The organism is Variovorax sp. AC194 (genome assembly GCF_979257995.1).
The window spans coordinates 3,660,484-3,684,889 of the sequence record NZ_OZ409823.1; the positions used below are offsets into that span (position 1 = coordinate 3,660,484).

Consider the following 24,406-nt stretch of genomic DNA (forward strand, 5'->3'; position numbering starts at 1 on the left):
ATAGATCGTGGGCATGAAGAGCGGCACGGGCGGCACGGGCGGCACGAGTGGCAATCGGACCGCCAGGCACGAGACGAACATGCGCCCCTGGTGCATGCGCCGGGGCACGAAAACCTGCGCATTTCCTGACGGGAGTCTGAATGCCTAGATCAGCTTGCGTTCACGATCGCATCCTACGATGGACCGCATGACGAGGTCGCGAATCAGGAAGTGCGTTGCGGCACACCACAGGCTGTGGTGCTGGGCCGGCATGGCGCTGGTCCTGCTGCTGCCCTTCATCGCGGTCCACTACCGCTGCGACGGCCTGGAGGACGAGCCGATGCTCAGACTGCATGCCGCGAGCGAAGCGGTGCAATTCGAGGCCGACGATCGTGCGGACCATCCTTCGGATCGCGAGACCACGGTGTTCGCCCAGACGCCGGCAAGCATCGACCACCCCGACGCATTCGACCTCGCGCTCGACGGCCTGATGGCTGTGGTGCTGGCGATGCTGCCGCTCATCCTGGCATTGGCGCAGCTGGTCGTGCCCATCGTGCGCGCCGTTCCCGAGCAGGTGCCGGCGCGCAGCGGCGCTCCGCCGTCGCCCGCCCTGCCCTGGCGGCGCCTTCCGCCCTCCGCCGCGCCACCCTTGACCGCCTGAGAAGCGAACGACGCCGCGCGCGTCGCGCCGCCTCGCTGCGTGGCGGGACAGCTGCTGTCCCGCCGCGTCCGCAGCGCAGCTTTCCTTTCTTGTCGCAAGGGCCTCGACCATGTCCAGCTTCTTCGGGTGCGCGTGCCGCACCGGGCGCTTTGCCGCGCCTGTCTTTTCGTCCGCTTCGCCCGGGGTGCCGTCGTGAACGCGCCGAACCTCGCTCTTTTCCAATGGCTTGCGGCCGGCGGCCATCCCACGCCGTGGGTGCTCGCGGTGGCCTCCGCCTTCGCTGTCTGGGGCAGCTGGTTGAGCGCTGCCATCCTCCTGGTGGCGCTGTGGCGGCACCGCGCCGACCGCGCATACCTGTGCGTGGTCGCCGCGGCCGCCGGGCTGACGTCGCTGCTCGCGCATGCCATCGCGATGTCGCTGGACGTGCCTCGCCCCTTCGTGCTTGGGCTGGCCCCGGCTTACATCGCGCATGCCGGCCGCGGCTCGTTGCCGAGCACGCACGCGGCCGTGATGTTCATGGTGGCGCTGGCCTTCCTGCTGCACGCCGGCCTGCGCCGGCTCGGCGTGCCGCTGCTGGCCTGCGCGGCCGCCACCGGCTGGGCGCGGGTCTACGTGGGCGTCCATTTCCCGCTCGACATCTTCGCGGGCCTGCTGCTCGGCGCGGCGATCGCCGGCGCCCTCGCCGGCGGCCGCTGGCTCGTTCACCTGCTCGTGCCGCGAGCGGACCGAAGCCCCGCCGCGACCCGGCCAACCGTTTCGCCATGGAGGCACCCATGACCTCGCCCCTTCACACCGCACGGTGGCGCGCCGAGGCCGGCAGCGGCAGCACCAGCCGCAACATCCGCGACCGCAGCGACCGCAGCAACAGCGAGCCGCCCGCCGACGCGCAGGCTTCGCCAGACGAGGCCGCGCCCTCGGGCGCACCGCTTGCGCCGAAATCGCGCGTGCTCGGCGTCTCCTGCGTCATCCCCTGCTACAACGAAGGCGCCAATCTGCGGCACCTCCTGCCTCTGCTCGAAGAGATCCTCTGGGCAACCAAGCTGCGCTGGGAAATCATCGTGGTTGACGACGGCAGCACCGACGACACCGCCGCCGTCGCCCGCGCCTGGTGCGAACTCTCGGGCTTTCGCTGCATCTCGCTGTCGCGCAACTTCGGCAAGGAGGCCGCGCTCACCGCGGGCCTGGCCGCGGCCGCCGGCGATGCCGTGGTGCTGCTGGACGGCGACCTGCAGCACTCGCCCCGGCTCATCCACGACATGATCGCCCTGTGGTCCGCGGGCGCCGAGGTGGTGTACGCCGTGCGCGAGGAGCGCCGCGACGAAAGCCGCTTCAAGCAACTGGGCAGCAGGCTCTTCTATCGCCTGCTCGACACCTCGGACCGCTTCTCGGTGCCCAGGGACGCGGGAGATTTCCGGTTGATGGACCGCAAGGTGGTGGACGCGCTCATGGCCCTTCCCGAGCGCAGCCGGTTCATGAAGGGCCTGTATGCCTGGGTGGGATTCCGCGCGGTGGCCATGCCCTACACGCCCGCGCCGCGCGCCGAGGGCACCAGCACCTTCAACACGCGGCGCCTGGTGCGCCTGGCCATTGACGGCCTCACCGCCTTCACCACCTGGCCGCTGCGCATGGTCAGCGTGGTCGGGCTGCTGTTCGCGCTGGTCGCATTCGGCTACGGGCTTTGGGTGAGCATCGAATACCTGGTGCTCGGCAATGCGGTCTCGGGCTGGACCACCATCGTCGCGAGCCTGATGTTCTTCATCGGCGTGCAGATGATCTCCACCGGCATCGTCGGCGAATACGTCGCGCGCATCTACGAGGAGGTCAAGGGCCGTCCGCTGTACGTGGTGAGCCGGGAACACGGGAGCGGCCTGGACGCCGGCGAGCCATGAGGCGCACCGACGCCGCAGGGCCGAGCGCCCCAAGCACGCCGAGCACGCCGAGCACGCCGTGGCTCGTCCTGGCGCTCCTGGCCTGGCTGCTGGCCACGGCATGGATACGCCCGCTCATGTCGCCCGACGAGGGGCGCTATGCCGGCGTCGCGCTGGCCATGCTGCACGCGGGCGACTGGCTGGTGCCGCGGCTGGACGGCCTGCCCTTCTTCCACAAGCCGCCGCTGTTCTACTGGATCGGCGCTGCGGCGATGTCGGTGACGGGCCCGGTGGAATGGGCGGCGCGCCTGCCCTCGGTGCTCGGCGCCGTCGCGGCCGCGACGGCCCTGTATCTTTTCCTGCGCCGGTGGTCGACGCAGCCCCTGGCGCTGCTGTCGGTCGTGGTGCTGGTGACCACGCCCTTTTTCTTTCTCGGCGCGCAGTTCGCCAACCTGGACATGCTGGTGGCCGGCTGCATCGCCTGCACCGTGTTGCTGGCGGCCGGCGCGGCATTGGCGAAGGAGCGAAACGAAGCGTGGCGCGCGCTGCTCGCGGGCGCCTACCTGTTCGCCGCGGCCGGTCTGCTGGCCAAGGGCCTCATCGGGCTGGTGCTGCCGACGTTGGTGATCGTGCTCTGGTGCGCAGCGACGCGCAGGCTCGCGGCGCTGCGCCTGGCGCTGTGGCTGCCGGGCTGGGCCGTGCTGCTCGCGGTGGCCGGCCCGTGGTTCGTGCGCATGCAGATGGCGTACCCGGAGTTCTTCGATTACTTCGTCGTCACGCAGCACTTTCGGCGCTTCGCATCCTCGGGCTTCAACAATGAGCATGCCTTCTGGTTCTACCTGCCGGTGCTTGCGGGGCTCACGCTGCCGTGGTTCGCCTGGGTGCTCGTTCCGCGCGGCAAAAACGGCACCGAGCGCCCCGGCCTATCCGACGTCGACTGGCTCATGGTGATCTGGCTCGCGGTGATCGTGGTGTTCTTCTCGCTGCCGCGCTCCAAGCTCGTGGGCTACGTGCTGCCCGCGCTGCCGCCGCTGGCCTACCTGATCGCGCGGCGCGTGTTCGCAGGCCGGTCCGTCCAGGCGCTGCGCATGCGGCTGCGCACGACCGCGCTGGCATCCGCCGCCGTCTGCGTGGCCTGCGTGGCGGCCGTCGCGGCCTGGTCGGTGCCGCCCGGCGCGCACCTGCGCCTTCCGGCCGGCCTGTCGATCGCGCCCGGCGAGCGGGTGCTGATGCTCGACAGCTACTTCTACGAGATCCCCTTCTACTGGAAGCTGCGGGAGCCGGTGCTGGTGTCGGACGACTGGCGCGCCGCGGCTCGCGATCCGCGCGACAACTGGCGCAAGGAAATGTCCGACGCAGCGCGCTTCGAGCCTGCACGCGCCGCCGCAACACTGCTGGAGCGGACCCGGCTCGCCCCCGCGCTCTGCGTGCCGCGCGCGACCTGGATCGTCGGGCCCAGCAACGCGCAGCTCTCCAACCCCTGGCTGGCCCGCGCGCAAGTGGTGGCGGTCAACCGCGCGGCCGCCGCATGGCGTTTCGCGGGCAGCGCCGCGAGCGACCCGCATTGCCTGGATGTCCCGCCCGCGGCATCGGCCTCTGGAGCGCCGGCCAATGACTGAGAGCGAAAGCCCCGGGCGCGCCCCCCTGCGCGAAATCTGCATCTGCGCCGACGACTTCGGCATGAGCAGCGGCATCAACGCGGCGATCCTCGAGCTGGCCGAGCGAGGCAAGCTCTCCGCCACCGGCGGCATGGTGCGGCGCGGGGCCTGGCCGGCCGGCGCACGCGCGCTGCGGCGCATCGCGCCGGAGCGGCTGGACGTCGGCCTGCACCTGGACCTCACCCGCCCCTCGAAGGCCGACGGCCCCGAGCCCGGCTTGGCGCGCCTGCTCGCGCGGACCTGGACGCGCACCGCGTTCGCGGCGGGACTGCAGGCCGACATCCGCGACCAGCTCACGCGCTTCGAAGACGCCATGGGTCGCGCGCCCGCCTTCATCGACGGCCACCGGCACGTGCACCAGTTTCCGGTGGTGCGCGAGCTGCTGCTCCAGGAGGTGTCCAGGCGCTATGCCGCATCGCCACCCTGGCTGCGCAACACGGCGCCTGGCGGCGCGCTGCGGCGGGAAGGCCTCAAGGCCCGCGTGGTCCACGCGCTCGGCGGCCCCGCCTTGCAACGACAGGCCCGAGCGCACGGCATTCCGGGCAGCCGCGGGCTCCTGGGCGTGTATGACTTCGGCGGCGATGCCGACGCCTACCGCGCACGGCTGCAGGGCTGGCTGGGCGCCGCGCGAACGGGGGACGTGTTGATGTGCCACCCCTCGGCGGCCGTCGGGCCGTCTGATCCGCACGCGGCGGCGCGAATGCAGGAGTACGAGGTGCTGCGCGCCATCGATTTTCCCTGGCGGGGCGGCGCCGGTCCCGTCGGCCCGGCGACCCTCACGGGGTTGCTGCGCCGCGGTCTGGTGGAGCCGCGATAACGCGGGCGTTCCGGGCACAGGATCGACCGATCCCGAGTTCCGCGCCAATCAACGGACGGCCGCCGACGCCTCTTCATCGGCCACGTCCCGCGATAACTCATACAGAAAGAACGGCGGCACATCGGGCCGGCTGCGTTGCAACAAGGGTTTGGCAACGTTGTAGACCGGCACGCCATTGATGGTCCGCGCCTCGAGCGTGCCCCGGTGCGCGTGGCCGTGGAACACCGCATCCATCGGATACCGCAACAGCGGTTCCTCCAGGCGGCTGCTGCCCAGAAAAGGAAAAATCTCCGTCGGCTCGCCTTCGACCGTGCCGACGACCGGCGCGTAGTGCAACAGCGCGATCCGGCGCCGGGTGCGCAGTTTGGCCAGCGCGGATTCCAGCTTCATCGCCTCGTTCAGCGCCTCCTGCACGAACAGCTTGATCGCCGGTTCGCCCCATGCGCCCAGCGAGCCGCGTCCGAAACCGCCGCCGAAGCCCTTGACGCCCGCGATGCCCACGCCTTCGATCTCGCAGACCGAACCATCGAGCACGCGAACGCCGGCCTGCGCCAGCAGTCCGACCACCACCTCGGAAGTGCCGGACTCGAAGTCATGGTTGCCCAGAACGGCGACGACAGGAATGTGAACTGCGCTCAGCTCTTCGACCAGGACGCGCGCCTCCTCCTCGGTGCCGTAGTCCGTCAGGTCACCGCACAGCAGCAGCGCATCGGCCTCTTCGTCGGCTTGGGCGAACAGGCTGCGCAACGTACCGGCGGAGTCTTTCTGGACGTGGAGATCGCCGACGGCGGCGAAGCGGATGTGAGAGGAAGATTTCGGATTGGGCATGGTGTCCACCAGCCTGTGCTTCGTCGCGCTTCGTCGTCATCGGCCCCCTCCCGCAGTGCCTGTAGGCGCTTGCCGACGCGGGTTGAGGTCGTTTGCTCCGGCGTTGCGTCTGCTGCTCACGCCACCTTTGCAGGCATGTCGTTCCCGCCCTTCCCCGCGCTGGCCCCTTCACTGGAAGAGGAAGTCGACCCCCGTGTGGCCGACTTCTATCGACAGGCCCTGCACGCCCTGAGCGATGCGGGCATTCCTTTCCTGGTCGGGGGCGCCTTCGCGCTGGCCTGCTACACGGGCATCCGCCGGTCGACCAAGGACCTGGACCTGTTCATCCTGCGCAAAGACTTCGAGCGCATTGCGCAGCAGATGCGGCAACACGGCTGGCGTGTCGAATTGACCTATCCGCACTGGCTGGCGAAGGTGTACGACGGCGAAGCGTTCATCGACCTGATCTTCAGTTCGGGCAACGGCGTGACACCGGTCGACCAGCGCTGGTTCAGCGGCAACTGCCGCGCGGACATCCTGGGCGTGTCGGCGCGCGTGGCCAATGTCGAGGACAGCCTGCTGTCCAAGGCCTTCATCATGGAGCGCGAGCGCTACGACGGCGGCGACATCGCCCACCTGCTGCTGGCCCGCGCCGAGCAGCTGGACTGGGCCAGCCTCATGGAGCGCTTCGGCTCGCACTGGCGCGTGCTGCTGGCGCACCTCACGCTCTTTGGCTACATCTATCCCGGCGAGCGCCACCGCATTCCCGGCTGGGTGATCGCCCACCTGATCGATCGCCTGGCCGGTGAAGTGGATGCGCCCGCGGCCTCGAACGCGAACGTGTGCGCGGGCACCCTGCTCTCGCGGGAGCAATACCTGCACGATGTGAAGCAACTGGGTTACGTGGACGGCCGCCTCACCCCCGCAAGCAGCATGACGGACCGGGACGTCGCGCAATGGACCCAGGACATCGCAGACCGGGTTTGCGGCCCGGCTACGGTTCCGACGAACCAAGGAGGCGCGCAACCAGACCCGGCCAGCAAGGAAAAGCCGCAAGGCTAGGCGCAGGCCCGGGGTTCGTGCCGGGCGCGCTGTCGTCGTCGACTGCACCCCACCGGCGGTGCGCTCCTACAGGTTCGTGGTCGCGCCCCTCGAATGCTGGCGCAAAGGAGATCGATCATGAATACCCATACCCATACCCCTCAGGAAACCCACGAGAAAACAGGCGACGACCGCGACAACCGCCGCGTGTTCACCTGGGCGCGAGTGCCGCGGTGATCGTGTTCCTCGGCGCGCTCGCGTACTTCTACGCGGTGGACAAGCGTGGCGAGGCGCCGCCGCAGGCACCGCCCGCGCAGAGCCAGCCAGCCCCGCAGCCCGCGAAGCCCTAGGCCTCGCGCCTATCGTTTGAAATCGAGCATCTTCATCGCGCCCGAGAGGCCGCGCGCCGACTTCGCGTAGCTCTCCCAAGGCGCATTGCCCTTGTCCAGCCGCGTGTGGATGTTCTGCAGCGTCCACTGCGCGCCGCCCTTGAGGCTTTGCACCTCGGCCCATTCCACCGGCACCGACACGCCCAGCCCCGGCCGCGCGCGCACCGACCAGGCGCACACCGTGGTCGCGCCGAAGCCGTTGCGCAGGTAATCGATGAAGATCTTGCCCACGCGGTTGCTCGGCCCGCTCTTGGCCACGAACAGCTGCGGCAGCGTGCGCGACATGTGCCGCACCACGGCCTGAGAAAAATCCTTCACCGTGTCCCAGTCGTGCAGCCGCTTGATCGGCACCACCACGTGCAGGCCCTTGCCGCCGCTGGTCTTGCAGAACGGCGCGAGGCCCAGCTCGGCGATCATCATCCGCACCAGCTCCACCGCCTGCAGCATGGCGGGCCAGTCCACGCCCTCCCCCGGGTCCAGGTCGAAGGTCATGCGGTCGGGCTTGCCGATGGCCGTCTTCACGCCGTTCCAGGTGTGGAACTCCACCACGTTCATCTGCGCGGCGGTGACCAGGCCCAGCGGCTGCGCCACCTCCAGCAGCGGCGCGTGCGCGGGCCAAAGTGCGGGGTCGAGCTGGCGCACGCCGTCCATCGTTCCCTTGTCCAGGTGCTTCTGGAAGAACAGCTGGCCCTTGATGCCCTGCGGCGCGCGCACGAGCGAGACGGGCCGGCCCTTCAGGTGCTCCATCATCAGCGGCGCCACCAGGCCGTAGAAGCGCACGAGCTCGACCTTCTTCACCCCGGTGCTCGGATCGATCACGCGGTCGGCGTGCGACACCTTGAGGTTGCCGGACAAGGTGGTGGGCGCGGGCACGCGCACGGGCACGCGCACGGGCACGCGCTCTTCCGCATCGACCGCGCTCGCATGCACGGGCTTCTCGCGCACGATGGCCTTGGCCGGCTTGTCCGAACGCAGCGCATGGAACACGCCGTGGCGGATGTGCCCGTCGGAGGTCCATTCGGAAAACGTCACCTCCGCCAGCAGCACCGGCTTGATCCAGTGCGCGCGGCGGTCGTTCTCGGTGCGGTTCTTGAAGGGTCGCTCGTCGATGGCCAGCTTCTGCATGCGCGCCAGCAGGTCGGCGAGCAAGCGGTCGTTGAAGCCCGAGCCCACGCCGCCCGCATAAATGAGGTCGCCCGCCTCGTCGTGCACCCCCATCAGCAGCGAGCCGAAACCAACCCGCGAGCCTTTCGGGTCGGTGTAGCCGCCGATCACGAACTCCTGCCGCTGGCTGCACTTGAGCTTGATCCAGTTGGGCGAGCGGCGCGAGGTGTAGCCGCTGTCCTTGCGTTTGCCGATGACGCCCTCCAGCCCGATCTTGCAGGCCGACAGCACGATGTCGCGCGCCGGCGCGTCGAAGGTCTCGCTGTAGTGCACCGCCGCCGGCGGCTTCTTCAGGAGCGAGGCGAGGAACGCGCGCCGCTCGGTCAGCGGCACGCCGGTGAGGTCGTGGCCGTCGTAGTACGGCACATCGAACGCGAAGAACACGATGCGCTCGGTGCGCGAGCGGTCGAACGCGTTCTGCAGCGCCTGGAAGTCGGTGGTGCCCGCGTCGTTGAGCACCACGATCTCGCCGTCGATCCAGCCCTGCTTGAGCTTCATGCGCCCGAGCGCCTGTGCAAGGTGTTCGAGCTTCGCGGTCCAGTCGTGGCCGTTGCGGGTGAACAGGCGCACGCCCTCGGCGTCGATGCGCGCGAGCATGCGGTAGCCGTCGAACTTGATCTCGTAGACCCAGTCCTCGGCATTGGGCGGCGGCGCGTCGACGAGCGTGGCCAGCTGCGGCGAGAGCTTGGCGGGCATGGCCGCTTTCACCGCGCCTTCGGGCATGCCGGAGGGCGAGGCACGCCCTGCCTTCTTCGCAGCCGCTTTCTTTGCAGGCACCTTTTTCGCGGGCGTTGCAGCCTGCGCCTCCGCAGGCATGTCCAGCGCGCTCACGCTGTCCGGAAACTGATCGACCACGCTGAACTCGTCGGCCGGCCGCGCGTATGCGTCGTGCTCCTTGATGAGCAGCCACGCATCCTGTTTGCTCTCGTCGCGGCTGCGGATGCGCACCAGCGTCCAGTGCCCGCGCAGCTTGTGGCCATGCAGCTCGAACTTGAGCTTGCCCTCGCGGTAGCCCTTCTTCGCATCGCCGATGGGCATCCAGGTGCCCTTGTCCCAGACGATCACCTTGCCCGCGCCGTACTGCTTCGCGGGGATCTGCCCCTCGAAGCTGTTGTACGACATGGGGTGGTCCTCCACGTGCACCGCCATGCGGCGGTCCTCGGGGTCGTAGCTCGGACCCTTGGGCACCGCCCAGCTCTTCATCGCGCCTTGCAGCTCGAGCCGGAAGTCGTAGTGCAGCCGCGTCGCCCAGTGCTTCTGCACGACGAACTGCAACGCGCCGGCCGTGGACTTGCCGCCGTCCGCGGGCTCGGGGGTGATGTCGAAGTTGCGCTTCGCTTTGTATTTCTTGAGCGTGTCGGAGCGGGCCATGGCGAACCGTATCGTCCGGCAGCGACGCGGCCCAGTGGCCATTGGCCGCGTTCCGCTGGACGGCGGCTCCTACAAGCGCCGCGGGCCGTGGGTCCCGCGCTGCTTCGTCCTACTTGCTCGCGACGCTGGTGCTCAGCTCGCGCGCGTGCTTCAGGTGCCCCTGCACGACCGGCAGCATCTTGCTGGCGAGCGCCTTGAGGTCCGCGTCCTTCGCCTCGGCCTGGCTGCTGCAGTGAGATGGCGAGGTGATCGTTCCATTTGCGCACTCCAAGGTGGATGAGCGCCGCAGGCTCGCATGCGCTCGATCGCGTTCGCTGTAGGAAAAAGATCAAAACCGCGTGCCATAAATTCTCTCGCGCGACCCCCACCGGTTTTCGCATTCATCGATTGAAAACGAGCGCTTGTCCGACGACGGCGGCACGGCAACGGCGTAGGTTGGCCGCGTGTTCAACGGCGCAACGGAGATGACCCCATGCCGAAAACCAGCAGCAGCAATCCACAGAACCAGCAACCCCTGGGAACCAGCGGGAACAATGCCAACGGGCAGGAACAGCCGCCCTCCTCTTCCCCCTCTTCAGGGGCCATCGGGCAGGAGCAGCAACAGCAGCAACAACAGCAGGACGCGGCGCAGGACCAGTCGCTGGACCCGGCGGCCCGGGAAGAGCGCATCCGCAACGCCGCCTATGACGCCTACGTGCGCCGCGACGGCGCCGCCGGCGACGATGTGCAGGACTGGCTCGATGCCGAATCGCAGGTCGACGGCCGCAAGGGCTGACATGCAGCCGCAAGGAACGCGCGCTTCGCGCTAGTCCTTCGGCGTGAGCTGGCCGGCGGCACCGCCGGCCGTGGAGTTGCCGGCCTTGCCGACGGACGCGCCCTCGCGCGTGGTGCGCGTGGCGGTCGGCCCTTCTTTCTTCGAGGGCGCCTGTCGCGGTGCGACGGGCGCTGTGGCCGGCGGCGCGGCCTTCCTTGGCTGAGTCATCGGGTGCTCCTTTCCGCCGGAACGACGGGTTGCGTCCAAGGCTGGACGCACACCGCGCGCCGGGTGTCGGACGCCATCCACTCGCCGCGGAAGTTGCAGTCGCACGTCTTGCACGCCGTGCAGGGCGGTGGCCGGGCACGCCGATTGCCGGGACAGAGGTCGACGTGTTTTCGTTCCATCGACCCCTCTTCACCCAGGTACTTGCATGAGAAAAAAGGTAACGCCGCGCGACCTTCGCGTGGCCGAGTATTTCCAGCTGCTCGAGCTCTTGTCGCGCCGGCAGTTGCCGGTTGTGTGCTCCGCGCCGGAGGACATCCACCGCATCCTCGCGCTGCGCAGCGCCTCGCTGCTCGAAGCACTGACCGAGCCGCCCGAGCTGCTGCGCACCGGCGAGCGGCGCATCGCGCGCGCCGTGGTCACCGCCATCACCGCGGAGGGCCGCAATGCGCTCGCCCGCAGCGCGCGGGCGGTGCCGCCCATGCCTTCTTCCTCGCGGATTCCGCCGTCCGCGCAGCGCGCATGAGCCGCAAGGACGAAGAAGCCGCGGCCGCGGCCGACGAGGCCGACTGGCATGCGCGCGTCGAGCGGCTGACGCACACGCTCGCGCACCAGTGCGCCGAAGAGGCGGTTGCGCGCGAGCAGGTCGATGTGTGGCTTGAAGCCGTGCGGGTGGCCGTGCGCGATGGCGGTCCGCTGCCCGCCCCGGGCGCCCGCAACCACTGGCGCGCCTGCGCGGACAAGCTCGATGCGGCGCTGATCGCGCTGGAGTCGCTGACGCGGCGGCGCACCGGCTGACCGCCCGACGTCTGACCGCCCTAACGCCCCTACCGCCCTCCTTCGCTTGCCGCCGCCGGCCTCAGAGCCGGCCGATCGCCGCCTTGAGCTCGTCGATCGACGCGGGCTTGGGCAGGTGGGCATCGAAGCCTGCTTCGAGCGCGCGCCGCGCGTCCACCCGCCGCCCGTAGCCGGACATCGCGATGGAAGGCAGGTCGCGCGCGGCTTCCATGCGCCGCACTTCGCGGATCAGCTCGAAACCGTCCATCTCGGGCATGCCCAGGTCCGACACCAGGAGGTCGTAGCGCCGGGCCTGCAGCAGCGCGAGCGCTTCCTTGCCGCTGCCTGCCGTGTCGACGATGGCGCCCTCCAGGCGCAGCACTTCGGCAAAGGGCACCAGGGAATCGGCATAGTCGTCCACCGCCAGCACGCGCCAGCCCTTCAGGTCCACCTCGGCGGGCGCCGCTTCGGGCGCGGCGGCCACGTCGGTGCCCACCTGCGGCAGCCACACGTCGAACGTCGCGCCCCGGCCCACGCCCTCGGAGTGCGCCTCCACGCGGCCGCCGTGGGCCACGGCCAGTTCGTACACCAGCGCCAGGCCGATGCCCAGGCCGCCGTTGGGCGGCGCGGCGTCCTGCGTGGCCTGGTTGAACATGCCGAACACATGCGGCAGGAATTCGGGCGCAATGCCGCAGCCGGTGTCGGTGACCGTCAGGCGCGCGAACCCGTCCTCGGCCACCACGCGCGCCGAAATGTGCCCGCCGTCGGGCGTGAACTTGGCGGCGTTGCTCAAGAGGTTCCAGGCGATCTGCTCCACGCGCACGCGGTCGCCGTTGCAGACCACGCCGGCGTCGCACTGCACGTCCAGCGCGATCTTCTTGCCCGCCGCATTGGCCACCGCGGCGGTCGCCGCCGTCTGCACCAGCTCGCCCAGGTCCACGGCCACCCGGTTCAACCGGAGCTTGCCCGTGCGGATGCGCGAGAGGTCCAGCAGGTCGTTGATGATGCGCGACTGGCTGCTCACCGCGTGGCGGATCGCGTCGCCCAGGCGCCGCACCGACGGGTTGTCGGCGGCCACCGGCAGGCGCATCAGGAGCTCGGCGTTCATCTGGATCAGGTTGAGCGGCTGCTTCAGCTCGTGCGACATCACCGCGAGGAAACGGTCCTTCAGCTCGTTGGCCAACTGGGCGTTGAGGCTGGCCTTCTTCTCCTTCACGAGCCGGTGCTCCTGCGCGAGCTCCTGCTGCTTGGTGCCGGTCATGTCGCGCGCGATCTTGGCGAAGCCGCCGCCGGCGGCCTGCTCCAGCGGCGTCATCACGCCGCTGCAATAAAAGCGGCTGCCGTCCTTGCGCAGGTGCCAGCGCTCGTCCTCGGCACGGCCGCTCTCGGTGGCGCGGCGCATCTCGCGCTCGGGAATGCCGTGCGCCTGGTCTTCGGGCGTGAAGATCGTCGCGATCGGCTGCTGCATCATTTCTTCCTCGGCATAGCCGAAGATGCGTTGCGCGCCGCGGTTCCAGCTGGTGATGAGCCCGGCCGCATCCGTCGTGATGATCGCGAAATCGCGCGTGGTCGCCGCCACCAGGCGCAGGCGCTCCTCGCCGGCGCGCACGCGCTCCTGGGCCGCGCGCAGCTCGGTGATGTCGAAGAAATTGAGGATCGCGCCCTCGATCTTGTCGTCCGCCGTGCGGTACGGAAGGATGCGCGCGATGTAGTGGCGCCCGTCGGTGCTGGTCACCTGCCGCTCGATGGCGCGCAGGTCCTTGAAGGCCGAGGCCGTGTCGTCCGAAAGCTCGGGGTAGTCCAGCCGGCTGGTGATGTCGAAGAGCGAGCGCCCCAGGTCGGTGGGGATCAGGTTGAAGAGCCCGGCCGCCTGCGGCGTGTAGCGCTTGACGTGCATGCCGCGGTTCACGAACACCGTGGCGATCTCCGAGGACGAGATCAGGTTCTGCAGGTCGTCGTTGATGTTGCCGCGCTCCTCGACCTTCACCTTGAGCTCGTAGTTCACCGTCACGAGCTCCTCGTTCATCGACTGGAGCTCTTCCTTGCTGGTCTCCAGCTCCTCGGTGGCCGAGCGCAGTTCCTCGTTGATCGCCTGCAGCTCCTCGTTGGAGGCTTTCAGCTCCTCGGTGGAGGTCTCCGAATGCTCGATGGTGTCCTGCAGGTGCATCTTGAGCTGGCGGATCTCTTCTTCCAGCTGGCCGATGAGCAGCATGCGCGCCGAATCGTCCGATTCGCCGGTGCGCAGCGGCATGCTCTCCTCCACCTCGTCGAACACCACCAGGACGAGGCCGCTCTTGCCGTCCTTTCCGTCCTTGCTGTCCTGGTTCGGCGGCAGCGGGCGCACCGTGATGTTCAGGAACACCTGCTTGCCGTCTTCCTGGCGCTGCACGATGCGCGTCTCCACGCTGCGCGCGGACTGCGCCGCCTTGAACAGCGCCGTGCGCAGCTCGATGCGGATGTCCGGCCGCACGTTGTTCAGGAGGTTGTTCGAGGGCTCGCCGCTTGCGCGCTCCAGGAACCGGCCCACCCCGTTGGACAGGTGCAGCACCTCGTGCTCGCTGTTGATCAGCACGCTCGGCGGGGAGAACTGCTCGATCGCGCGCTGGTGCATCTCGGCCGTGGCGGGGGCGTCGCCCGCGCGGCGCGTGCTTCGCTGCGGCTCGGGCAATGCACCGGGCGTGGCGATCAGCGGCGACTCGCTGATGAGCGGCATGTGCCGCCCGCCCGAGAGCCCCGGGTTCACGCGAAAGATGCGGTGCTTCTTGTCGATGGCATCGAACAGGCTGCCCACCGCATCGGTCGATTCGGAGGTGCCCATGAAAAGGTAGCCGCCCGCGCGCAGCGCGATGCGGAACATCTCCAGCACATGCGCCTGCGCCGAGCGGTCCAGGTAGATCAGGAGGTTGCGGCAGCAGATCAGGTCCAGCCGCGAGAACGGCGGATCGCGCAAGAGGTTGTGCAGCGCGAAGAGCACCGGCTCGCGCACCACGGTGGCCACGCGGTACTGGCCCTGCTCCTTCACGAAGAACTGGCGCAGGCGCGAGGGCGTCACGTCCTCGGCGATGCCCTGCGCGTAGAGGCCCTTTCGCGCGGTGGCGATGGCGCGCTCGTCGATGTCGGTGGCGAACACCTGGATCTCCAGCGGCTTGGACTGCAGGTCGGCCTGTTCCCGCAGCAGCATGCTCAGCGAATAGGCCTCCTCGCCGGTGGCGCAGCCGGCCACCCACACGCGCACCTGCTCGCCGGGCTGCTTGGCCTGGACGATGCGGCGGATCGCCTCGCGCTCCAGCGCCTCGAAGGCCTCGCGGTCGCGAAAGAAGTTGGTCACGCTGATCAGCATGTCCTGCAGCAGCAGCGGCGCCTCCTCGGCGTGCTCGCGCAGGAAGTCGCGGTACGACGGCAGGTCGGTGAGCCGGTTGACCTGCAGCCGGCGCTCGATGCGGCGCAGCACCGTCGCGCGCTTGTAGTGGCGAAAGTCGTGGCGCGTGTAGCCGCGCAGGTACGACATGATGTCCTGCAGCGCCTTCTCGGCCTCCTGCGATTCCAGCGGCGCCGCCGGGTCGGCCGCGAAGGCGCCGTCCTCCGCCTGCGCCTCGGGCATGCGGATGTTGCGCGCGGTGCGCCAGATGTCCGCCAGCCGCTCGGGCATGTCGGCCGCGGGCAGCACGAAGTCGACCGCGCCCGTGGCGATGGCCGCGCGCGGCATGCCGTCGTGCGCCGCGTCCTCGGGCGTCTGGGCGATGGCAATGCCGCCGTACTCCTTCACGCTGGTGAGCCCCACCGCGCCGTCGCTGCCCGTGCCCGACATCACGATGCACACCGCGCGCGCCTGGTGCACCTCGGCCAACGTGCGAAAGAACACATCGATGGCCATGTGGCGCCCGGCGATCTGCTCGTTCGGCGTCACGCGCAGGTGGCCGTCGTTCATCGTGAGCGTGACGCCCGGCGGAATCACGTACACATGGTTCGCCTCCACCGGCATCGACTGGTTGACCTGGCGCACCGGCATCGCGGTGGCGCGCTGCAGGATCTCGGCCGCGCTGCTCTTGTGCTTGGGCGACAGGTGCAGGATCACCACGAAGGCCATGCCTCCGGCCGTGGGCATCTGCTCGAAGAACCGGATCACCGACTCCAGTCCGCCGGCCGAGCCGCCGATGCCGACCACCGGAAACTTCAGGTGGCTGGGGGTCAGGTGGGACGGCGTGGAACCGGAGGAAGGCGCTGCGGCGGGTCCTTGAGGGGGCATGAGATCTCGCTGGCGGAGGGAGGCAAAGCGCCGCTGGGCGGCCCTCGGCGGAACAGGACGAAGTTTGGGATTCTGCACCCTTCCGTACGGCTTGACGCCCCTGCCGCCCCCCTGCTCGGCCCTCGGCCGCAGCGCGCGCACAGCGAGCGGGAAAACCCGTGTACGACCAAAGACAACCCGTGGGTTTTGTCCGACGCCCGGATGCGCAAGCCGCGCGCGCACGCGGCCGCGCGCTCGCCAAAGGGTGGAGGCTTGATCGACCCCGCAGGAGCCGCCCCGTGTCCCCAATCGCCGCCGCCAAATCGCCCGCTGAATCCGCGACCGAAGCGCCGCTTTCCTTCACGCGCGCCAGCCGTTCCGGCCCCGCCGATGCGGCGCCCCGCGCGCTGCGCCGCGTGGTGGTGCTCACCGGGGCCTCCAGCGGCATCGGCCGCGCCACCGCGCTCGCCTTTGCCGCTGAGGGCGCCTCGCTCGTGCTGGCCGCGCGCAACCGCGAGGCGCTCCAATCGCTGGCCGCCGAGTGCGAACAGGCCGGCGCACGCGCGCTCGCGGTGCCCACCGACGTGACCGACTTCGCGGCCATGTCCGCGCTCGCACAAGCGGCCATCTCCCACTACGGCCATGTGGACATGTGGATCAACAACGTGGGCGTCGGTGCCGTGGGGCGCTTCGAGGACACGCCCATCGCCTCGCACCGCCGCGTGATCGAGGCCAACCTCGTGGGTCACATGCATGGCGCGTACGCCATCGTTCCGCACTTTCGCGAGCGCGGGCGCGGCACGCTGGTCAACATGATCTCGCTGGGCGGCTGGGTCGCCACACCCTATGCGACGGCCTACACCGCGAGCAAGTTCGGCATCCGCGGGTTCTCCGAATCGCTGCGCGCGGAGTTCTCGGCATCTCCGGGCATCCACGTCTGCGAGGTGTTCCCCACCTTCGTCGATTCGCCGGGCATGTCGCACGGCGCGAACTACAGCGGCCACCGCGTCGCGCCGCCGCCGCCGGTGGTCGATCCGCGCCGCGTGGCCTCGGCGCTGGTCGGCTTGGCCACGCGGCCGCGCGCGCGCACCTACATCGGCGCGCCGGCGCTGCCGGGCATCTGGATGCACGCGCTCGCGCCGAACCTCATGGCGCGCGTGCTCGGCTGGGTCGGCGGCGCCGCCATGCGCCGCGCCGCGCCCGCCGCGCGCAGCGACGGCAACCTGTTCGAGCCCTCGCGCGGCTGCGCCATCGACGGGGGCTTTCGCAAGAACACCCGGGCCAACGATGCGCTGTGGCTCGGCCTCGGCGCGCTTGCGGCCGTGACCGCCGTCGCCTGTCTTTCTAGAAACGCAAGGAGCACACGATGAAGAAACCTCAGACCACCACCACCACCACACCCGGCCCCGCCTCGGGCGGCCAGCGCGTGAAGGCGCCGGATGCGGTGAACGGAGAAGAGCCCGCCATCGGCGGCGCCGACCCCGAACGCCTGAAGCGCGGCATGAAAAAAGCCGCCGAGCGCGACACCGCCGCGCCCGATGCCGACAGCCAGGACCGCTTGAAGCGCAATGCCGCGCGCGACACGCCGCGCGAGAACGACGCCGGCGCCTGAGCCGCCCTTCCTTCTTTCCATCTTTCCGCAGGACCCGCCATGACAGACCCTCGCCAAGCCGGCGCGCAGCCGCCCTTTTCAACCCCGGCCCAGCAACCGCCCGGCCTCGAATCGCAAATGTCCCCGCCGCCCGATTTCGGCGAGCAAAGCTACGTGGGCAGCGGCAAGCTCGAAGGCAAGGCCGCGCTCATCACCGGCGGCGACAGCGGCATCGGCCGCGCGGTGGCCATCGCCTTCGCGCGCGAAGGCGCGGACGTGCTCATCTCCTACCTCCCCGAGGAAGAAGAAGACGCCAAGGTCACCCGCGAATGGATCGAGCGCGCGGGCCGCCGCTGCATCACGGTGCCCGGCGACATCTGCGAGGAAGCGCATTGCCGCAAGCTCGTGGACCAGGCCTTCGATGCGTTCGGCCGGCTCGATGTGCTCGTGAACAACGCGGCCTTCCAGATGACGCACAAGTCGCTCGACGAGATCTCCGAGGACGAGTTCGACCGCACCTTCCGCACCAACGTCTACGCCAACTTCTTTCTCTGCAAGGCGGCCGCCGCGCGCATGAAGCCGGGCGCATCGATCATCAGCACCGCCTCGGTCAACGCCGACAAGCCCAACGCCACGCTCGTGGCCTATGCCGCGACCAAGGGCGCGATCCAGAACATGTCCGGCGGCATGGCGCAGCTGCTCGCCGAGAAAGGCATCCGCGTGAACTGCGTGGCGCCGGGCCCGTTCTGGACGCCGCTCATCCCCTCGACCATGCCGCCTGAGAAGGTCAAGGAGTTCGGCACGCAGACGCCGATGAAGCGGCCCGGCCAGCCGGCGGAGTTGCAGGCGGTGTATGTGCTGCTCGCCTCCGACCAGGCAAGCTACATCTCGGGCGCGACGATCCCGGTGACGGGCGGCGTGCCTTTCATCTGAGCGCGAGCCGCACCACCCGCACGGTCGGTCGTTCGATCAGTCGCCGTCGTCCTCGGGGCACGCCGCGCTGGCCATGTAGGCACGGGCGCGGTCCGTCAATTGCTCCAGCGCGTCTTGCGACGCCGCGACATTCAGCGCCACCAGCACGCAGCGCCGCGCGCCGTTGCACAAGACCTCCGCACGGCCGTCGTACGAGCCGTTTTTTCGGTACTGCACCTCGATGTGGCAGGCCCAGCCGTTGTCGAGATGCACCTGCGCGGGCATGTGGTTCATGGGCCGGTTCACGAGCAATCGACGTGCCCGCGCACCGCTGGGCGGGCCGGCAAGAGTTGCCGCAAATCGTGCAGGTGTGCCGACGTTCCCCTGCTGCTCTGGCGGCAGCATCGGCAGGCACACCGCGTGCTGGTGCTTCGCGCATGCCAGCCATTTCTCTTGCCATGAATCCGCCCTCGCCCCTTCATGCTCTCGGCCGACTCGATCAATGCGTGCACGACGCGCGCAACGCGCTTGCCGCAATCTCCGCCGCCGCGGAGGTGCTCGGCCGTGACGACTCGCCACCCGCCGTGCTGCACAAAGCCGGCGCGGTGGTCGCGCGGCAGGCGCGCGAGCTCGCCGTGCGAATCGACGAACTCATGTCCCACGCGCAGCGCGCAGCCGCGCAGGGCGAGCGGGCCCTCGTGGTCTCCGACGACGTGCACCTGCTGGCGCGGCTGGCGGGATTGCTCTCGCACGCCGGCTACCGGGTCGACCTCGCGGCGAGCACCCTTGCCGGCCACCAGCTGCTGCTGCGGGAGCGCCCCGATTTCGCGGTGATCGATCTGCGCACTTCGGCCGGCGAAGCCCGCTCGCTGGCCAGGCTGGCGCGCGGCGCCGGCTTCGATGGACGGCTCATCGCCATCGAAGACGCAGTGGCCACGCGCGGCCTTCCGGCCACCAGCAGCGCCGCGGGCTTCGACGCGGTGCTGGCACGCTCGTTCGAGTTGAATCTGCTGCGCGCGGCGATCCCCTACGACTGAAGACCGCATCGCCGTCCGCCATGTCGGGGCGGGCAGGCCGTCTTCTACGTCTCGAAGCCCGACGGGCTCGGCGCCTTCACCGTCAGGTTGCGCATCGCGGCGGCCACCATCGCCAGCTCGTCGGCTTCGGCGTCGCAGCCGGCCGCCGCTTCGGGATCGTCCGCACGCTGCACCTGGGCGAGCCGCCGCAGGATGCCTTCCTTCTCCTGCAACGCGCGCAGGCCCGTCCACAGCGCGGCATCGGTCACCTGCTCCTGCGTGGCCGCCAGGCTGCGCAGGCTGAAGGCATGGCCGGTGTGGCAGCGGTAGCGCAGCGGGCGCTTGTCGTCCAGCTCGAACAGCACGCCGCCGCAGTCGGGGCAACTGAACGTCGAAGGGCTCGCGATCTCCTTCAGCCTTTCCATCGCATGGCCCCCCGCGCCTGCGGCGTACTCGCGTCGCAGCGCGGCCGATGACTCGCAGCTGCCGTGGAAGCGATGGACGCGATCGTCGGGCGGCGCGCTGGCCAATGCCAGCAGCACACCCGCCATCTTCGACAGCGGCACCACATGGTCCGCCGGCACCACCGAGAGGGCGGCGCGCGGCATGCTGGGCTCCAAGGCATCGGCCGGGTCCTGCACGACGACCGTGCCGCCGCAGTCCTTGATGGCGCGAAGGCCTGCACTGCCGTCGTCCAGCATGCCCGTGAGCACCACGCCGATGGCCCCCGCGCCCAACTCCAGCGCGGCGGAACGAAACAGAGGATCGATCGCGGGGCGCGCATGGTGTTCCTTCGGGCCGCGGGTCACGCGGATCACGCCGCCTTCCAGCAGCATGTGGTGGTCGGGCGGCGCGATGTGGATGGTGCCGGCGGCCGGCACATCACCGTCGCGCGCCTCCACGGCAAGGTTCGGGCCCCGGGCGTCCAGCAGCTGCGCAAGCTGGCTGCGGTGCGCGCCGATGTGCTGCACCAGCAGCACAGGCACCGGAAAGTTCGCGGGCAGCGCCGCCGCCAGTTCGAGCATCGCGTACACGCCGCCCGAGGAAGCGCCGATGAAGATGGCGCGCCGCACGGCGGGCGCCGGGGACTGGCGCTCCTCCTGGGCAGTCCGTGTGTGCTGGGTGTTCTGAGATTCCTGCAAGCTGGTCATGTCCGGAGACGCGAAGTGAGGGAAAAGGGTCCGCGCGCAGGCGGACTTCAGGCTTCCGGCAAACGGCGTGCCTGCCGGTCGGCCCCGTGCGCGCGCAGCAGGCGCTGCAGGTCGGCCGCCGTCACCGGTTTGGCGACGTGCGCGTCGAAGCCCGCGGCGAGCGCCGCGGCCCGGTCGGCCGGCTGGCCCCAGCCGGTGACCGCGATCAGCACCATGTCGCGGCCCCAAGGCTCGGCGCGGATGCGGCGCGCGACCTCGTGGCCGTCCAGGCCTGGCATGCCGATGTCGAGCACCGCCGCATCGGGGCGCAGTTCCTCTGCCAAGCGCAGTGCATCGATGCCGTTGTGCACGGTCTCCACGCCGAAGCCCGCCGCCGAGAGCATCTGCCCCATGCCCCAGAGCGCATCGACGTTGTCGTCCGCGAGCAGCAGACGCTGCGGCCGCACCGGGCCTTCGCCGCCCGCGGCGGGGGCGAGCGGCGGCACCGCTGCCTGTGCATGCGGCGAGTGAACGCGCGCCGAGGGAATGCGCACCGTGAAGCGGCATCCCCGCCCGAGGCCCTCGCTCTGGCCGGTGACGGTGCCGCCATGCAATTCGACGATATTGCGCACCAGCGCCAGCCCGATGCCCAGGCCGCCCGCGGCGCGCTCGTGCGCATGCTCGCTCTGCGCGAACATCTCGAACATCGTCTCGATGGTGTCGGGCGCCATGCCGATGCCGTCGTCGGACACCTCGAACACCGCGTCGCGCGCGTCGGCATGCACCGACAGCAGGATGTGGCCCTGCGCGGGTGTGTACTTGGCGGCGTTCGACAGCAGGTTCGAGAGCACCTGGCCGAGCCGCGTCGGGTCGGCGTCGAGGGCGATCTCCTCCTCGGCGATGCGCAGTTCGAGCACGTGGCGCCCGCTCTCGATCAGCGGGCGCACGGTTTCCAGCGCCGCATCCGCAACGGCTTGCGCGGTGATGCGCTCCGGCTTCAGCGCGAGGCGGCCCTGCCGCAGGCTCGACAGATCGAGCAGCTCCCCCAGCATGACGCCCATGGCGGAGGCCTGCCGGCGGACAACGCGGGCGGCGCGCGCCTGGTCCTGTGTAGCGAGCGACTCGGGCGCCAGCAGTTCGGCCGCACCGCTGATGGAGGCGAGCGGGTTGCGCAACTCGTGCGACAGCACGGCCAGAAAGCGGTCCTTGGCCGCGTCGGCCGCCTCCAGCGCGCGGCGCGCCACTTCGTTGCCACGCAATGCCGCAAGCAATTCGGCGCGGCCTTGCTCCAGCTCCTGCTGCGCGGCCTTGCGCTCGGTGATGTCCACCAGGGTCAGCACGACGCCGGCGATCACGTCCTCCACGGTGCGGTAGGGCCGCGCGCGCGCAAGGTACCAGTTGCCGCGCGCGTCGCCCACTTCACGCTCGGAGGGCAGCAGCGAGCGCAGCACGCCGCGCGCATCGTGCGCCAGTTGCGGGTAGTCCAGCCCCGTGACCAGGTCCGACAGCGGGCGCCCCGTGTCGCCCGCGATCAGCTTGAAGATCGTTGCCGCGCTCGGGGTGAAGCGCATCACGCGCAACTCGCGGTCCAGGAACACGGTGGCGATGGCGGTCGCGTCCATGAGGTTCAGGATGTCGCTGTTGGCGTGGCCCAGGTCGTCGACCTTGGTCTTGAGCTCCTGGTTGACGGTGGTGAGCTCTTCGTTGATCGACTGCAGTTCCTCGCGGCTGGTATCGAGCTCCTCGGCGGCCGCATGCAGTTCCTCGTTCATGGCGTGCAGTTCTTCGTTGCTCGCCTTGAGCTCCTCGGTGGACACCTCGTACTGCTCCACCGTCTGGCGCAGCCGCGCCTTCAGTCGGTCCGCCTCGCGCTCCAGATGCTGGGCGACCGGCTCGGGCTGCACGCGCGCCAGGGCCGCGAAGCCATCGCCGGCCGGCACGGCGCTTTCGTCCGCATCGGCCGCCGCCACGTTCTGCCGCACATCTTCACGGCGCAGCAGCACCAGGTAGCCGCCGCCGAAGGCCTCGACCGGCCGCACCCCGATCGCCACCGCCAGCTCGCTGCCGGCCACGCGCATCCGCACCGGCGCGACCTCCACCGGCCCGTGCCTCTCGTGCGCGTGGAAGAGCGCGGTCTGCAGTTCGGCTCGCAGCTCGGGCACGATCGCGCGCAGCACGTTGCGCGAGGGCTCGCCGCCGCCGAAATAGAGAAATGCTGTGGCCGCGGGCGAGATGTGCAGCATCTCGTGCTCCGCATCCACCAGGATCGAGGGCGGCGCCAGTTGGTCGATGAGCTGCAGGTGCATCTCGGCCCAGGTCATCGTGCGCCCGCCGCGCAGCGTGGGCAGCAGCGTGGCCGGCGACGCGGGCGACGCGGGTGGCACGATCGCGGCGCGCGGAATCACCGGCTGCGAACGCCGCGACTCGGCAAGCCTCGGCGCGCCGACGGGCCTGGGCGGCAGTGGCGCGCCCGCCTGCATCTGGCGCCGCACGTAGATGCGATGCGCCTTGTCGGCCACCGCGAACAGATCGCCGTTTCCGTCCGCCACCTCCGAGACACCGAGAAAAAGCGGCGCCCCCGCGTGCATCGCGAAGTGCAGCGTCTCGAGCACGCGCGCCTGCGCGTCGCGGTTCAGGTAGATGAGCAGGTTGCGGCAGGTCGCCAGGTCGATGCGCGAGAACGGCGAATCGCGCAGCACATCGTGCACCGCGAACAGCACCATCTCGCGCAGATCGCGGCGCACCCGCCAGCCGCGCGGCTCGCGCACGAAGAAATGCCGCATGCGCTCTTCGCCCAGGTCGGCCTCGGCCGCGAGCGGATAGAGGCCCTCGCGCGCGGCGCGCACCGCGTCTTCGTCCAGGTCGGTCGCAAAGATCTGGATCGCCGGCGGATTCTCCAGCCTGCGCGCGTGCTCGGTCAGCAGCATCGCGACCGAATAGGCCTCCTCGCCCGTCGCGCAGGCCACCACCCACACGCGCAGCGTGTCGTCCGGGCCCTTGTGGCGAAACAGCTCGGGCACCCGCGCGGCCAGCGCGGCGAAGCTGTCGGCATCGCGAAAGAAGTTGGTCACGCTGATGAGCATGTCGTGCAGCAGCGCACCGGCCTCGCCGGGCCGCGTGCGCAGGCAGTCCAGGTAGGTCGCCAGGTCGCGCACGCCGTTCACCTGCATGCGCCGGCCGATGCGCCGCAGCACCGTGGCGCGCTTGTAGTCGTCGAAGTCGCGGCCGGTGCGGTTGCGCACGAAGGCCAGCACCTCGCGGAACAGCGCTTCGCCGGGCTCCGCCGCCGGCGTGGCCGGCACCGAGGGGTCGTGCGCGGGAGATTGCTCGGGCGGCAGGCGAAGCTGCGTCTCCAGGCGGTAGTAGGCGCCGATGCGCGCGCCCATCTCCCGCGCCGGCAGCACCCAGTCGACCATGCCGGTCGCCATGGCGGCATGCGCCATGCCGTCGTCGGCCGATTCGCGCGGCTCCTGCACGACGGTGAGCCCGCCGCGCTCCTTCACGCGCTTGATGCCGATCGCGCCGTCGCCATCGGCGCCCGAGAGCACCACGGCCGTCGCGTGCGGCCCGTGCGAATCCGCGAGCGTGCGAAAGAAAAGGTCCGCGGTCAGGTGGCGCCCGCGCTCCGGCGGCAGCCTGACCATCTCGATGAAATTGCCGCGCAGGTGCGCCGACATGCAGGGCGGCAGCACGTGCACCGTGTCGGGCGCCAGGCGCATCCGCCCCTGGACCGCCACCACGGGCAGCGCGGTGGCCGCGCGCAACTCTCGAACCAGCGCCGCCTGGTCGACGTCGGGCAGCTGCAGCACGACGACGAACGCCATGCCCGACGGCTCGGCCAGCCCTTCGAGAAAGGCCAGCAGCGCCTGCACGCCGCCCGCCCCGCCGCCCAGGCCCACCACGGGCACGAGACCGTAGCCGAACGACGGCACCGCGTCGTCCAGTTGTGCGGCGGCTTCTTCTTCGGCCCTGTCGGGCGAGGCATCGTTCAATGCAATCCCTTGTTCGGTTGCCGGCTCGG

Annotated in this window: 21 protein-coding genes; 13 read left to right on the forward strand and 8 right to left on the reverse strand. The window is 70.0% G+C overall.

Annotated features, from left to right (window positions below):
• Positions 1–250 precede the first annotated feature (250 nt).
• The 5 genes from ACZYRS_RS17515 to ACZYRS_RS17535 are packed head-to-tail and all read left to right on the forward strand — an operon-like array spanning position 251 to position 4,983.
• Positions 251–640, forward strand: coding sequence for a hypothetical protein (locus ACZYRS_RS17515; protein WP_463420260.1), 390 nt, complete (start codon positions 251–253; stop codon positions 638–640).
• A 39-nt stretch (positions 641–679) separates the two neighbouring features.
• Positions 680–1,417 carry a phosphatase PAP2 family protein gene (locus tag ACZYRS_RS17520; protein WP_463420261.1) on the forward strand — a complete coding sequence of 246 codons (738 nt, stop codon included), beginning with the start codon at positions 680–682 and terminating at the stop codon, positions 1,415–1,417.
• Positions 1,414–2,529, forward strand: a complete 1,116-nt coding sequence (locus ACZYRS_RS17525; RefSeq protein ID WP_463420262.1) for a glycosyltransferase family 2 protein — start codon at positions 1,414–1,416, stop codon at positions 2,527–2,529. The genes ACZYRS_RS17520 and ACZYRS_RS17525 overlap by 4 nt, the downstream gene beginning before the upstream one ends.
• On the forward strand, positions 2,526–4,127 hold the full coding sequence (locus ACZYRS_RS17530) for an ArnT family glycosyltransferase (protein ID WP_463420263.1): 1,602 nt from the start codon (positions 2,526–2,528) through the stop codon (positions 4,125–4,127). Before ACZYRS_RS17525 ends, ACZYRS_RS17530 begins: the two co-directional genes overlap by 4 nt.
• Positions 4,120–4,983 (forward strand): ChbG/HpnK family deacetylase, encoded by an 864-nt coding sequence (locus ACZYRS_RS17535; protein ID WP_463420264.1) that lies wholly within the window; start codon positions 4,120–4,122, stop codon positions 4,981–4,983. The genes ACZYRS_RS17530 and ACZYRS_RS17535 overlap by 8 nt, the downstream gene beginning before the upstream one ends.
• A 48-nt stretch (positions 4,984–5,031) precedes the next feature.
• Here the strand turns inward: ACZYRS_RS17535 and ACZYRS_RS17540 are convergent, their stop codons facing one another.
• The gene (locus tag ACZYRS_RS17540) at positions 5,032–5,811 is read right to left on the reverse strand and encodes a metallophosphoesterase family protein (RefSeq protein WP_463420265.1); all 780 of its coding nucleotides are present in this window, start codon (positions 5,809–5,811) and stop codon (positions 5,032–5,034) included.
• Positions 5,812–5,946: 135 nt separating this feature from the next.
• Between ACZYRS_RS17540 and ACZYRS_RS17545 the strand changes: the two genes are divergently transcribed.
• Positions 5,947–6,852, forward strand: coding sequence for a nucleotidyltransferase (locus ACZYRS_RS17545; RefSeq protein WP_463420266.1), 906 nt, complete (start codon positions 5,947–5,949; stop codon positions 6,850–6,852).
• A gap of 338 nt (positions 6,853–7,190) precedes the next feature.
• Here ACZYRS_RS17545 and ligD read toward each other — a convergent pair whose 3' ends face one another.
• Both ligD and ACZYRS_RS17555 read right to left on the reverse strand, forming a co-directional pair.
• On the reverse strand, positions 7,191–9,755 hold the full coding sequence (gene ligD / locus ACZYRS_RS17550) for a DNA ligase D (protein WP_463420267.1): 2,565 nt from the start codon (positions 9,753–9,755) through the stop codon (positions 7,191–7,193).
• Between the two features lie 109 nt (positions 9,756–9,864).
• Positions 9,865–10,026, reverse strand: a complete 162-nt coding sequence (locus tag ACZYRS_RS17555; RefSeq protein WP_463420268.1) for a DUF4142 domain-containing protein — start codon at positions 10,024–10,026, stop codon at positions 9,865–9,867.
• Positions 10,027–10,227: 201 nt separating this feature from the next.
• Here ACZYRS_RS17555 and ACZYRS_RS17560 point away from each other — a divergent pair, with 201 nt between their 5' ends.
• Complete coding sequence (locus ACZYRS_RS17560) at positions 10,228–10,530, forward strand: DUF2934 domain-containing protein (RefSeq protein ID WP_463420269.1); 303 nt, start codon at positions 10,228–10,230, stop codon at positions 10,528–10,530.
• Between the two features lie 30 nt (positions 10,531–10,560).
• Here the strand turns inward: ACZYRS_RS17560 and ACZYRS_RS17565 are convergent, their stop codons facing one another.
• Positions 10,561–10,737 carry a hypothetical protein gene (locus tag ACZYRS_RS17565; RefSeq protein WP_463420270.1) on the reverse strand — a complete coding sequence of 59 codons (177 nt, stop codon included), beginning with the start codon at positions 10,735–10,737 and terminating at the stop codon, positions 10,561–10,563.
• 205 nt (positions 10,738–10,942) lie between these two features.
• Here ACZYRS_RS17565 and ACZYRS_RS17570 point away from each other — a divergent pair, with 205 nt between their 5' ends.
• Positions 10,943–11,260 carry a hypothetical protein gene (locus tag ACZYRS_RS17570; protein ID WP_463420271.1) on the forward strand — a complete coding sequence of 106 codons (318 nt, stop codon included), beginning with the start codon at positions 10,943–10,945 and terminating at the stop codon, positions 11,258–11,260.
• Positions 11,257–11,532 (forward strand): hypothetical protein, encoded by a 276-nt coding sequence (locus tag ACZYRS_RS17575; protein WP_463420272.1) that lies wholly within the window; start codon positions 11,257–11,259, stop codon positions 11,530–11,532. Before ACZYRS_RS17570 ends, ACZYRS_RS17575 begins: the two co-directional genes overlap by 4 nt.
• A gap of 61 nt (positions 11,533–11,593) precedes the next feature.
• On the opposite strand, the gene ACZYRS_RS17580 is transcribed toward ACZYRS_RS17575, so the two are convergent.
• A complete protein-coding gene (locus tag ACZYRS_RS17580; RefSeq protein ID WP_463420273.1) occupies positions 11,594–15,757 on the reverse strand; it encodes a chemotaxis protein CheB in 4,164 nt (1,387 codons plus the stop codon).
• A 278-nt stretch (positions 15,758–16,035) separates the two neighbouring features.
• Between ACZYRS_RS17580 and ACZYRS_RS17585 the strand changes: the two genes are divergently transcribed.
• From ACZYRS_RS17585 to ACZYRS_RS17595, 3 genes are read left to right on the forward strand one after another with little or no spacing between them, the layout of a single operon-like run.
• Positions 16,036–17,106, forward strand: a complete 1,071-nt coding sequence (locus ACZYRS_RS17585; protein ID WP_463420274.1) for an SDR family oxidoreductase — start codon at positions 16,036–16,038, stop codon at positions 17,104–17,106.
• A complete protein-coding gene (locus ACZYRS_RS17590; protein WP_463420275.1) occupies positions 17,103–17,348 on the forward strand; it encodes a hypothetical protein in 246 nt (81 codons plus the stop codon). Before ACZYRS_RS17585 ends, ACZYRS_RS17590 begins: the two co-directional genes overlap by 4 nt.
• A 39-nt stretch (positions 17,349–17,387) precedes the next feature.
• On the forward strand, positions 17,388–18,260 hold the full coding sequence (locus tag ACZYRS_RS17595) for an SDR family oxidoreductase (RefSeq protein WP_463420276.1): 873 nt from the start codon (positions 17,388–17,390) through the stop codon (positions 18,258–18,260).
• 36 nt (positions 18,261–18,296) lie between these two features.
• Here the strand turns inward: ACZYRS_RS17595 and ACZYRS_RS17600 are convergent, their stop codons facing one another.
• Positions 18,297–18,533 (reverse strand): hypothetical protein, encoded by a 237-nt coding sequence (locus ACZYRS_RS17600; protein ID WP_463420277.1) that lies wholly within the window; start codon positions 18,531–18,533, stop codon positions 18,297–18,299.
• A 212-nt stretch (positions 18,534–18,745) separates the two neighbouring features.
• Here ACZYRS_RS17600 and ACZYRS_RS17605 point away from each other — a divergent pair, with 212 nt between their 5' ends.
• A complete protein-coding gene (locus ACZYRS_RS17605) occupies positions 18,746–19,276 on the forward strand; it encodes a response regulator transcription factor (RefSeq protein WP_463420278.1) in 531 nt (176 codons plus the stop codon).
• Positions 19,277–19,320: 44 nt separating this feature from the next.
• Here the strand turns inward: ACZYRS_RS17605 and ACZYRS_RS17610 are convergent, their stop codons facing one another.
• Both ACZYRS_RS17610 and ACZYRS_RS17615 read right to left on the reverse strand, forming a co-directional pair.
• On the reverse strand, positions 19,321–20,406 hold the full coding sequence (locus ACZYRS_RS17610) for a chemotaxis protein CheB (protein WP_463420279.1): 1,086 nt from the start codon (positions 20,404–20,406) through the stop codon (positions 19,321–19,323).
• 47 nt (positions 20,407–20,453) lie between these two features.
• Positions 20,454–24,377 (reverse strand): CheR family methyltransferase, encoded by a 3,924-nt coding sequence (locus ACZYRS_RS17615; RefSeq protein ID WP_463420280.1) that lies wholly within the window; start codon positions 24,375–24,377, stop codon positions 20,454–20,456.
• Positions 24,378–24,406 lie beyond the last annotated feature (29 nt).

Excerpts from the sequence above, each read along its gene's own strand:
- ACZYRS_RS17545 (WP_463420266.1), top strand. The coding sequence starts at position 5,947 with ATGTCGTTCCCGCCCTTCCCCGCGCTGGCCCCTTCACTGGAAGAGGAA.
- ACZYRS_RS17525 (WP_463420262.1), top strand. The coding sequence starts at position 1,414 with ATGACCTCGCCCCTTCACACCGCACGGTGGCGCGCCGAGGCCGGCAGC.
- ACZYRS_RS17560 (WP_463420269.1), top strand. The coding sequence starts at position 10,228 with ATGCCGAAAACCAGCAGCAGCAATCCACAGAACCAGCAACCCCTGGGA.
- ACZYRS_RS17595 (WP_463420276.1), top strand. The coding sequence starts at position 17,388 with ATGACAGACCCTCGCCAAGCCGGCGCGCAGCCGCCCTTTTCAACCCCG.
- ACZYRS_RS17575 (WP_463420272.1), top strand. The coding sequence starts at position 11,257 with ATGAGCCGCAAGGACGAAGAAGCCGCGGCCGCGGCCGACGAGGCCGAC.
- ACZYRS_RS17535 (WP_463420264.1), top strand. The coding sequence starts at position 4,120 with ATGACTGAGAGCGAAAGCCCCGGGCGCGCCCCCCTGCGCGAAATCTGC.
- ACZYRS_RS17530 (WP_463420263.1), top strand. The coding sequence starts at position 2,526 with ATGAGGCGCACCGACGCCGCAGGGCCGAGCGCCCCAAGCACGCCGAGC.
- ACZYRS_RS17590 (WP_463420275.1), top strand. The coding sequence starts at position 17,103 with ATGAAGAAACCTCAGACCACCACCACCACCACACCCGGCCCCGCCTCG.
- ACZYRS_RS17610 (WP_463420279.1), bottom strand. The coding sequence starts at position 20,406 with ATGACCAGCTTGCAGGAATCTCAGAACACCCAGCACACACGGACTGCC.
- ACZYRS_RS17580 (WP_463420273.1), bottom strand. The coding sequence starts at position 15,757 with ATGCCCCCTCAAGGACCCGCCGCAGCGCCTTCCTCCGGTTCCACGCCG.
- ligD (WP_463420267.1), bottom strand. The coding sequence starts at position 9,755 with ATGGCCCGCTCCGACACGCTCAAGAAATACAAAGCGAAGCGCAACTTC.
- ACZYRS_RS17565 (WP_463420270.1), bottom strand. The coding sequence starts at position 10,737 with ATGACTCAGCCAAGGAAGGCCGCGCCGCCGGCCACAGCGCCCGTCGCA.
- ACZYRS_RS17570 (WP_463420271.1), top strand. The coding sequence starts at position 10,943 with ATGAGAAAAAAGGTAACGCCGCGCGACCTTCGCGTGGCCGAGTATTTC.
- ACZYRS_RS17540 (WP_463420265.1), bottom strand. The coding sequence starts at position 5,811 with ATGCCCAATCCGAAATCTTCCTCTCACATCCGCTTCGCCGCCGTCGGC.
- ACZYRS_RS17600 (WP_463420277.1), bottom strand. The coding sequence starts at position 18,533 with ATGAACCACATGCCCGCGCAGGTGCATCTCGACAACGGCTGGGCCTGC.
- ACZYRS_RS17515 (WP_463420260.1), top strand. The coding sequence starts at position 251 with ATGGCGCTGGTCCTGCTGCTGCCCTTCATCGCGGTCCACTACCGCTGC.